Here is a 9,822-nt window from a genome sequence, read left to right on the forward strand (position 1 = left end):
GCGTGCGGAAACCGAAACCCGACTTCCGCATATACGGGTTTCAAACACACCGTTCCCGGTACCTATGTTATTCGGAAGCGGACTCTTAAAGCATCGCTTTCCGGGAACTGCCTGAGCAGACACACCAAGAAAGGTTCCGGGCCTCGCCCCTCCTTTCGAGCCCCTCACGTCTCGCCTGCTCTTGACGACGAAGCCGACCGCCCCTGCCCTTCCGGCAGACGGACGTGTTCCGGCTTCCCCCACTTCTCTGATACGCAGCTTTTCTAACGGGCAGACGTCTGGCCCAACGCCGGACCACCCAGACCTACTTTTTTAAATGACGATGACCTTCCAAGCGCTCGGACTCTCCCGAGAAATCATTAACGGCATCCTCGATGCAGGCTACACCACCCCCACCCCCATCCAGGCCCAGGCGATCCCCGTGGCCGCCGAAGGAGGCGACCTGATCGGCTGCGCACAGACCGGGACGGGCAAGACGGCGGCTTTCGTGCTGCCGATGCTCTCCCGCCTTCAGACCGCTCCCCGCCCGAAAAATGGCCGCCCCGTGCGCGCCCTGGTCGTCACGCCGACGCGTGAACTGGCCCTGCAGGTGGAGGCGGCGGTCCGGGTCTACGGCAAGCACACGCGGTTCCGCAGCCTCGCCGTCTACGGCGGCGTCGGCATGCACCCGCAGCTGAACAGCCTGCGACGCGGCGTCGACATCGTGGTCGCCACGCCGGGTCGGCTGCTCGACCACCTCCGACGGGGCAGCCTCGACCTCTCGAAACTCGAAATCCTGGTGCTCGACGAAGCGGACCGGATGCTGGACATGGGCTTCCTGCCCGACATCCGACGGATCGTCGCCGCCGCGCCCGAGCCCCGGCAGACGATGCTCTTCTCCGCCACGATGCCCGGCCCGATCCGCTCGCTCGCCGAGACCATCATGGACCGCCCCACGCTCATCGAGGTGGGCGAGCGCCGCAATCCCGCCGAGACCGTGACCCAGCAGGTGTGCCTGGTGAAGCCGGACCGGAAGATGGACCTGCTCTTTCATGTGCTCCAGACGGAGTCGATGGAGAACGTGCTCATCTTCTCCCGCACGAAACACCGCGCCGACCGCATCAAGCGTAAACTCGGACAGCAAGGCTTCAGCGCCACGGTCCTCCACTCGAACCGGTCCCAGAGCCAGCGGCAACGCGCCCTCAGCGGCTTCAAGAACGGACAGTTCCAGATCATGGTGGCGACGGACATCGCCGCGCGCGGCATCGACGTCGAGAGCATCTCGCACGTGATCAACTACGATACGCCCAACCAGGCCGAGGACTACATCCACCGCATCGGACGCACGGGACGCGCACGGACGACCGGAGACGCCATCACGTTCGTGGCCGCCGACGAACGGTCCTACCTCCGGCAGATCGAGCGCCATACCGGCCAGCGCCTCTCACGCAAGGTCTACGACGGCTTCGAGGTCGGCAGCGAGGAAGAGCCGATCCGCACCGCCGCATCCGGGCGGAAGCATCACGCCAATCCCCGAAACGGCCGCCACCGTCCCTCCCGACGCCGGTAAAGCCAACGACCCATAGAAACGAGACAGGGGATCTTACGCCGTAAGGTCCCCTGTTTTTTTTTCGGCCGGGCCCGGCCCTTCACCATCGTATCACGCGATATTTCGCACCCCGCGCGACATTTCGGACCCTGGAGGGAAAGGGCGCTTCCGGCAAACCTTCAATCTACAGGCACTTGAAAGCAATGGCATGTATATTGTCCGGCACGCATCGTCCGGCATAGCCCTCCGAGAACGGAAGCGCCTCATTCCCCGTTCGTCCTCATCGACGACCGTCCGCTGACACGAGGGGCAGAGAGCCCTCCTCTTCCCGCTCTCTTCTCCCGGCAACCTTTTTCCCGCATTATGGAAAGCGAGACGCTCGTTCGAAAAAGGATTACGGCTTTCGTGGTCCTCGGAGGCATCCTGCTGATGGGAGGCATCGCGTTGCGGCAAACATCGTGGCGGGCCGACGGCACGGTGCACACGATCATGGAGGTGGCCGCCACCCTGCTGGCCCTGTTTGTGGGAATCATCGCGCTGGTGCGCTATTATTCCAAGAACGGGAACACCTACCTCTTCATCGGAGCGGGCTTTCTGGGCACGGGCCTGCTCGACGGCTACCACACCATCGCCACCTTTGCCCCCTTTTCCGGCGCCTTCCCCTCGCTTCCTCCATCGCTGGCGCCGTGGAGCTGGATCGCCTCGCGCCTGTTCCTCTCCGTCCTGCTCTTTCTGAGCTGGTGGGCGTGTCGCAGAGAAGAACGGTTGCACGAGGGCGGTAAGATCGGCGAAGGGATGGTCTACGGCGTCACCGGTGTCCTCACGGTTGCCGGTTTCCTGTTCTTCGCCCTGACGCCGCTGCCCCGAGCCTACTACCCCGAGTTCGTCGTCGGGCGTCCGGAAGAGTTCCTCCCCGGCCTGTTCTTCCTCCTGGCCCTCGTGGGCTATCTACGAGCCGGACACTGGAAGAAAGATGCCTTCATCTTCTTCCTGGTGCTCTCGATCATTGCCGGTCTGGCCGTTCAGGTGGCTTTCATGCCCTTCTCGCATCAACTCTATGATGCCTCCTTCGACGTGGCGCACCTGGTGAAGCATCTGAGTTACCTCTTCGTGCTGACCGGCCTGCTCGTGAGTATGTATGGCCTGTTCAGGCAGGCGGACGAAAGCGTCCACGAGATCCGCGCAACCAACTCCGCCTTGCTCTCGGAAATCAGGGCGCGGGCGCAGGTGGAACGCACCCTGAAGGAGACCCACGACGAACTCGAAAGACGCGTCGAAGAGCGCACGGCGACGGTCTCCCGGACCAACGACCTCCTCACCCGCGAGATAGCCGAACGCAGGCGCACCGAGCTAGCCCTCCGGCATAGTGAAGCGCAGATCCGGCTCCTGCTCAACTCGACGGGCGAGGCCATCTACGGGGTGGACCTCGAGGGCAACTGCACCTTCTGCAACCAGGCCTGCCTCAAGTTGCTCGGTTTCGAGGATGAGCGCGAGTTGCTCGGACAAAACATGCACGACCTGATCCATCACTCCCGCCCCGATGGCGAGCCGTATCCGGTGGAAGCCTGCAAAATCTACCGGGCCTTTCGAGAAGGAGCGAGCGCCCACGTGGAAGACGAAGTGCTCTGGCGAAAGGACGGAGGAAGCTTCCCCGCCGAATACTGGTCGTACCCCCTCCGGCAGGACGGCCAGGACATCGGATGTGTGGTGACGTTCATCGACGCCACCGCGCGGAAAGCAAACGAGGCGAACCTGCAGAAAACCAAAGAAGCCGCCGAAGCGGCCAACCGGGCCAAGAGTGAGTTCCTGGCGAACATGAGCCACGAGTTGCGCACCCCCCTCAACGGCATCCTGGGCTATGCGCAAATCCTCATGCGCGACGACACGCTGGCCGAAAGTCACCGCACCGGCATCGAAGTCATCGAGCACAGCGGCAAGCACCTGCTGTCCCTCATCAACGACATCCTCGACCTGTCGAAGATCGAGGCAGGCAAAATGGAGGTTCAGCCGTCGGAGATTCACCTGCCCGAGTTCCTGCAGAGCATCGCCGACATCGGGCGCATCCGGGCCGAACAGAAGGGACTGGCCTTCCGCTATACCTCGCGGACTCCCCTGCCCGGCGTCGTCTGGGGAGACGAGCGGCGGCTGCGTCAGATCCTCCTCAATTTGCTGAGCAACGCGGTCAAATTCACGGACCGGGGAGGCGTGGCGTTCGAGGTCGGTTGCGTCGAAACACCGTCGGATGCCCCGCGCCTTCGCTTTCAGGTCGAAGACACCGGCAGGGGCATCGCCCCGGAGGAGCTCGAAGAGATCTTCCACCCGTTTCAGCAGATCGGCAACCTCGAGGGCCCTCTCGACGGGACGGGCCTCGGCCTGGCGATCAGCCGCCGGCTCACGGCGTTGATGGATGGGACGCTCACCGTCTCGAGCACGCCGGGGTTGGGCAGCGCCTTCCGGCTCGACCTGGACCTGCCCGCCCTGGACCTGGACCTGCCCGCCCTGGACCTGGACCTGCCCGCCCTGGACCTCCTCTCCTCTACGCGCGCCAGAGCGAAAGGGAGCATCATCGGCTTCGAAGGACCCGCGCGCAAGGTGCTGGTGGTGGATGACAAGCGGGAGAACCGCTCTTTTCTTACGCAGCTGCTCACACCGCTGGGCTTCGCCGTCAAGGAGGCCGAGCACGGCCGGGAAGCGCTGGACCGGGCCGTCGCGTTCCTCCCCGACCTCATCCTGATGGACCTGGTGATGCCCGTCATGGGCGGCTTCGAAGCTGCGCGCCGGATCCGGCGGATGCCCGCGCTCGACGGGACGCCGATCATCGCCCTTTCGGCAAGCGTCTTCGAGGACACCCAACGACAAAGCCTGACCGTCGGCTGTGACGACTTCCTGCCCAAGCCCGTGCAAATCGACGCCTTGCTGGACCGAATGAAGCACCACCTGGACCTGAGGTGGCGCTACCGGCAGGCAACCTCCCCCGCAGGGGAAGCGCCCCCGGCGGCGGCGGAAGACCGCGCCGCAGCCCCGCCACAGCCGGACCAGGCCTCGACCCTGTACGCCTTCGCCATCCAGGGCGACATCCAGGGGCTGCTCCGACAACTGGATGCCTACGAGCATCTGCGCGACGCGCGACACCCTTTCGGATCACGGCTGCGCGAACTGGCGCGGAGCTACCGGATGGAACGGATTCGCGAACTCATCGAACCCTATCTGGAACCGAACGCATGAGCAAGGCACCCCCCGAGGAAGGCACCATCCTGATCGTCGACGACATCCCCGCGAACGTCGGCGTGCTGTTCGATTACCTGTGCTCGTTCGGCTTCCAGGTGCGCGTTGCCGAGAGCGGCAGGAGCGCGCTCAAACAGGTGCGCCACGCCCGCCCCGACCTCATCCTCCTCGACGTGATGATGCCCGGCATGGACGGCTTCGAAACGTGCCGCCGCCTGAAAATGGAGCCGGACACCCGCGAAATCCCGGTCATCTTCATGACCGCACTCTCCGACACGCACGACAAGGTGCGCGGCTTCGGCGCCGGAGCCGTCGATTACGTAACCAAGCCGTTTCAGCACGAAGAGGTCCTCGCCCGCATCAACACGCACCTGGCGCTCCGCCGTCTCCGCTCCGAGCTCGAAGCGGCCAACGAGCACCTGGAACAGCGCGTGGCCCGACGCACCGCCGAACTCCGAGTCGCCAACGGCGCGCTGAAAGAAGCGCTCCGTGAACTGGAGATCCTCAAGGACCAGCTCCAGGCAGAAAATCGCTATTTGCAGGAAGAGCTGAAACTCAACCACCACTTCGAAGAGATCATCGGGCAGAGCGCCGCGCTGAGGCAGGCGCTGGGCAAGGTCGAGCGCGTGGCCCCCACACAGGCCACCGTCCTCATCCTCGGAGAGACGGGCACCGGCAAAGAGCTCTTCGCCCGGGCCATCCACGACCTGAGCCCCCGGAAGGACCGACCGCTCGTCAAGGTGAACTGCGCCGCGCTCCCCGCCGACCTCATCGAAAGCGAACTCTTCGGCCATGAAAAAGGGGCCTTCACCGGGGCCGTCGCGCGCCGGGCCGGACGCTTCGAACGGGCCGACGGCGGAACGATCTTTCTCGATGAACTCGGCGACCTCCCCCTGAAGCTTCAGGCCAAGCTGCTCCGGGTGCTCCAGGAAGGCGAGTTCGAACGCCTCGGCGGCAACCAGACCCTCCGCGTCGACGTCCGCGTCATTGCCGCCACGAACCGAAACCTGTCGGAAGCCGTCGAGAAAGGGACCTTTCGCGAGGACCTGTACTATCGCCTCAACGTCTTTCCCATCACGCTCCCCTCGCTCCGGGAGCGCGCCTCGGACGTGCCCCTGCTCGCGCGCCATTTTGTGAACCACTACAGCGCCAAACTCGGCATACGGATCGACACCATCCCCCCGCCCGTGATGGACATGCTGGCGCGCTATGACTGGCCGGGCAACATCCGCGAACTACAGAACATCATCGAGCGCGCGATCATCCTCTCGGACAACGCCACGCTCCGCCTCGACGATGCGCTCTGTGCCACACACGCGAAGACGCCCTCCGGAACAAGCCCCGCCACGCTCGAAGACGCCGAGCGCCGCCACATCCTCGGCGTCCTCGAAGAGACACGCTGGAAGGTGGGCGGCAGGGGCGGCGCGGCGGAAGCGCTCGACGTCAACCCCAGCACGCTCCGCTCCCGCATGCAGAAGCTCGGCATCCGTCGCCCTTCGCCCGGCTCCTGACCGGACCCGCTCCCACCCGAGTTCCCCTCTCCCGGCGCCCCTCCCGCCGGAACCGCCCGTCTCCCGGCGCACCTGCGCCTGTCGTTTCCGCCGCTCCCCGCCGTCCCCCCACGACATTTCGCACCCCTTCGACATTTCGCAAGGGGCCGGGGCTTCGCTTGAGCTGTCACGCGGCCTATCACATGGAGATAAATTATTATAAACAAACGATTTATTATACGCTCTGATTTGCCTGGCACGGGGTTTGGATAGATGATGCAACGGGATGAACGCTCATCTCTTCCATCACACACGAACCACACACAGGACGACTCCATGGCACTCCCTGATCCCGGCATGACCATCGACCCTTCCCGCGCGGCGCTCGTCATCACCGACCCGCAGAATGACTTCCTCAGCCCCGACGGCGTCACCTGGGCCCTCGTCGGCGAAAGCGTCGTCGAGAACAACACGGTGGAGAACATCGAGACACTCTTCAAGACCGCCAAGCACTTCGGCATCCCCGTCTTCATCTCGCCGCACTACTACTTCCCGCACGATCACGGGTGGCAGTTCGAGGGCGCGCTCGAAAAGATGATGCACGCCATCGGCATGTTCGACCGAAAAGATGCGCTGAACCTCGATGGGTTCACCGGCTCCGGCGCGGACTGGCTCGAACGCTACAAGCCGTACATCGAAGACGGGGCCACCATCGTGGCAAGCCCGCACAAGGTCTTCGGCCCGGAGACGAACGACCTGGTGCTCCAATTGCGCAAGCGCGGCATCGATCAGGTGATCCTCGGCGGCATGTCGGCGAACCTGTGCACGGAGTCGCATCTGCGAGAGCTCCTGGAGCAGGGCTTCGAAGTGGCGGTGGTCAAGGACGCGACGGCGGCGGCAAAAGCGCCCGAAGGGGACGGCTACGCCGCGGCCCTCGTCAACTTCCGCTTCCTCGCCAACACGGTATGGACTACGGATGAGGCGGTGCGAGCCATCTATCAGAGCTTTCCCGAAACCGTGACGGCGCAATAACGCCTCCGGACGTCGTCAGGCGTGCCGGGCCCACCCCGCCTCCTGCCGCCGGCGACCCGTCCGGTCCACCCCGAACTTCCCGGCCCACACGTCGCTCTTTCTCCTTCCTTCACACCGAACCCCCTCCTACCCATGAAACCGACCCGCACCCTCTTTTCCGGCCTCCTGTTCCTGATAAGCCTCGCCACCCTGATCGCCGTCGTGGTGATGGGCAGCCGCCCGGCGACCTCCCCCCCACCGTCCGAAGCCGACGCCCCCCCCTCCGTCGCCTACCGCTCGGTCGAGATCGAAGGTCTCGACATCTTTTACCGCGAAGCCGGCCCCGCGGACGCCCCCGTCGTCCTCCTCCTGCACGGCTTCCCGACCTCTTCGCACATGTTTCGCAACCTGATCCCCGCCCTCGCCGATCGCTACCACGTCATCGCGCCCGACTACCCCGGCTTCGGCAACAGCTCCATGCCGCCGGTCGATGCCTTCGATTACACGTTCGACCATCTGGCCCGGATCGTCGAGCGTTTCACCGACAAGCTGGGCCTCCAGTCGTACAGCCTGTATGTGATGGACTACGGCGCGCCGGTGGGCTTTCGGCTGGCCGCCAAATATCCGGAGCGCGTGGAGACCCTCATCGTGCAGAACGGCAACGCCTACGAGGAAGGCCTCCGAGAATTCTGGGAGCCGATCAAGGCCTACTGGAAGGACCGCACCCCCGAAAACGCGAACGAACTGCGCACGTTGCTCACGATAGAAGCCACACGCTGGCAATACACGAACGGCGCCCGCCATTCGGAAGCGATCAGCCCCGACAACTGGCACATCGACCAGCGCCTGCTCGACCGGCCCGGCAACCAGGAGATTCAGCTTGCCCTTTTTTACGACTACGGCAGCAACCCGCCCCTCTACCCGAAGTGGCAGGATTACTTCCGCAAGCATCAGCCACCGACGCTCCTCGTTTGGGGCAAAAACGACGTCATCTTCCCCGCCGAAGGCGCCTACCCCTACCGGCGCGACCTCCGCACGCTGTCGTTCCACCTGCTCGACACCGGCCATTTTGCGCTCGAAGAAGACGGGCGCGTCATCGCCGGGCTGATGCGGGCATTTCTGGCCAAACACACGGGCGGCACGCGCTGAGTCCTCCTTTCTTCCCCCTTACCCCTCATGGAGTCTCGCTATGCCCTCTTCCCTCGCCCCTCCGTTCACCCGTGAAACCGCCCTCGCCAAAGTCAAAGCCGCCGAAGATGCCTGGAACAGCCGGGACCCCGAGCGGATTGCGATGGCCTATACCGAAGACTCCGACTGGCGCAACCGGGACGAGTTTTTCAAAGGCAGGGAAGCCATCAAGGCTTTTCTGGAGCGCAAATGGGAAAAAGAGCGCCAATACAGGCTCATGAAAGAGTTATGGGCCTACACCGACGACCGCATCTCGGTCCGATTCGAATATGAATACCGGGACGAGGCGACGGGGCAATGGTATCGCGCCCACGGCAATGAGCACTGGGAATTCGACGAGCGCGGCTTGATGCGCCGCCGCGACATGAGCGCCAATGACGTTCCGATTCTCCCCTCCGAGCGCCGTTACCGGTAGCCCGCCTCCAAAGCCTTCCATGACATCCGGACCCTTCCATGCAACCTTCGAACCCCGTCACGACCGCTGTCACCGCCTCCTTGAGCGCATGGGATTGCATCGGCATCGGCCTCTCCGGGCTGTGCATGGCCCATTGCCTGATCGTGCCCCTCTTCCTGGTCGCCTTGCCCCTGTGGGCCGGGACGGGACTGCACGAGTGGCTCCATCCGGCCTTTGCGCTCACCCTCCTACCCCTGACGCTCGGCGTCCGGCGCACCCTCCGCGGGCAGACCAATGCAACGAGCATTCGGGGACTCCTCGGCGCGGGCGCCCTCGTCGTGGCGCTCGCGAGCGTCCTCGGACCGTGGGAAGGAAGCGGGATCGCCGAGACTGCCGGCACGATGCTCGGCAGCGGCATGCTCATCGCCGGGCACTGGCGCAACCGCTCTACCCGCGCGTGCGCGCATCAGGCGTAAGGCGTCCGGCGATCATGCGCCCGACACGAACACGGACGCATCTCAGAAGGCCCAATGATCCCGCATCGGAAGCGTACAAGCGTTCGGCATCATCGATACGGGTTGAAAAACGGCTTCGCCGCACGCGGCGTCATGGCCGCAAAGGACGTAGGCGGGGATGGCGAGGGCGGGCACGGCGAGGCGGAGGGACGCGCCCGGGATACCCTCCCGTGAAAACCGTCCCGGGACAAAGCAGCTTAGAAATTCCGAAACTCGGCGTCAGTTGGAGGACGGGGCGACGAACGGTCGGCGCATAACCGAGGTGCAGCCCGCCGTGAAGCACGCCGTTATCGGTAGGCGCCGTCCGGAGGATGCCGAACGCACGCACCCCGGCGGAATACACGAAACACGCTTGTGCCCGTTGGCGGACTCGAGCGAATCGGCGCGGATGAAGTGACGACGTATGCTCGAAAGCGGCGCGTACGATTGCGTGGCGGTAAGCCCCAGCGTGACGTCCGCCGTGTGGGCCGG

7 protein-coding genes are annotated in these 9,822 nt (G+C 64.5%); all 7 read left to right on the forward strand.

Annotation, left to right across the window (positions count from 1 at the left end; translation table 11 throughout):
- The first annotated feature begins 322 nt into the window (after window positions 1-322).
- The 7 genes from AC1HIY_RS14875 (at window position 323) to AC1HIY_RS14905 (ending at window position 9,312) form a co-directional block, all read left to right on the forward strand.
- Entirely contained in the window at window positions 323-1,549 is a 1,227-nt protein-coding gene (locus AC1HIY_RS14875) for a DEAD/DEAH box helicase (RefSeq protein WP_479577585.1), read from the forward strand.
- A 342-nt stretch (window positions 1,550-1,891) separates the two neighbouring features.
- Window positions 1,892-4,753 (forward strand): ATP-binding protein, encoded by a 2,862-nt coding sequence (locus AC1HIY_RS14880; protein ID WP_479577586.1) that lies wholly within the window; start codon window positions 1,892-1,894, stop codon window positions 4,751-4,753.
- Entirely contained in the window at window positions 4,750-6,264 is a 1,515-nt protein-coding gene (locus AC1HIY_RS14885; RefSeq protein WP_479577587.1) for a sigma-54-dependent transcriptional regulator, read from the forward strand. Before AC1HIY_RS14880 ends, AC1HIY_RS14885 begins: the two co-directional genes overlap by 4 nt.
- A gap of 315 nt (window positions 6,265-6,579) precedes the next feature.
- Window positions 6,580-7,275, forward strand: a complete 696-nt coding sequence (locus AC1HIY_RS14890) for a cysteine hydrolase family protein (RefSeq protein WP_479577588.1) — start codon at window positions 6,580-6,582, stop codon at window positions 7,273-7,275.
- A gap of 132 nt (window positions 7,276-7,407) precedes the next feature.
- Entirely contained in the window at window positions 7,408-8,403 is a 996-nt protein-coding gene (locus tag AC1HIY_RS14895; protein WP_479577589.1) for an alpha/beta fold hydrolase, read from the forward strand.
- A gap of 40 nt (window positions 8,404-8,443) precedes the next feature.
- Window positions 8,444-8,857, forward strand: a complete 414-nt coding sequence (locus tag AC1HIY_RS14900) for a nuclear transport factor 2 family protein (RefSeq protein WP_479577590.1) — start codon at window positions 8,444-8,446, stop codon at window positions 8,855-8,857.
- A 38-nt stretch (window positions 8,858-8,895) separates the two neighbouring features.
- Window positions 8,896-9,312, forward strand: a complete 417-nt coding sequence (locus AC1HIY_RS14905) for a MerC domain-containing protein (RefSeq protein WP_479577591.1) — start codon at window positions 8,896-8,898, stop codon at window positions 9,310-9,312.
- Window positions 9,313-9,822 lie beyond the last annotated feature (510 nt).

This window comes from Rhodocaloribacter sp. (assembly GCF_056451265.1).

Coding starts and splice junctions, on each gene's coding strand:
- AC1HIY_RS14875 (WP_479577585.1), top strand. CDS start 323: ATGACCTTCCAAGCGCTCGGACTCTCCCGAGAAATCATTAACGGCATC.
- AC1HIY_RS14880 (WP_479577586.1), top strand. CDS start 1,892: ATGGAAAGCGAGACGCTCGTTCGAAAAAGGATTACGGCTTTCGTGGTC.
- AC1HIY_RS14885 (WP_479577587.1), top strand. CDS start 4,750: ATGAGCAAGGCACCCCCCGAGGAAGGCACCATCCTGATCGTCGACGAC.
- AC1HIY_RS14890 (WP_479577588.1), top strand. CDS start 6,580: ATGGCACTCCCTGATCCCGGCATGACCATCGACCCTTCCCGCGCGGCG.
- AC1HIY_RS14895 (WP_479577589.1), top strand. CDS start 7,408: ATGAAACCGACCCGCACCCTCTTTTCCGGCCTCCTGTTCCTGATAAGC.
- AC1HIY_RS14900 (WP_479577590.1), top strand. CDS start 8,444: ATGCCCTCTTCCCTCGCCCCTCCGTTCACCCGTGAAACCGCCCTCGCC.
- AC1HIY_RS14905 (WP_479577591.1), top strand. CDS start 8,896: ATGCAACCTTCGAACCCCGTCACGACCGCTGTCACCGCCTCCTTGAGC.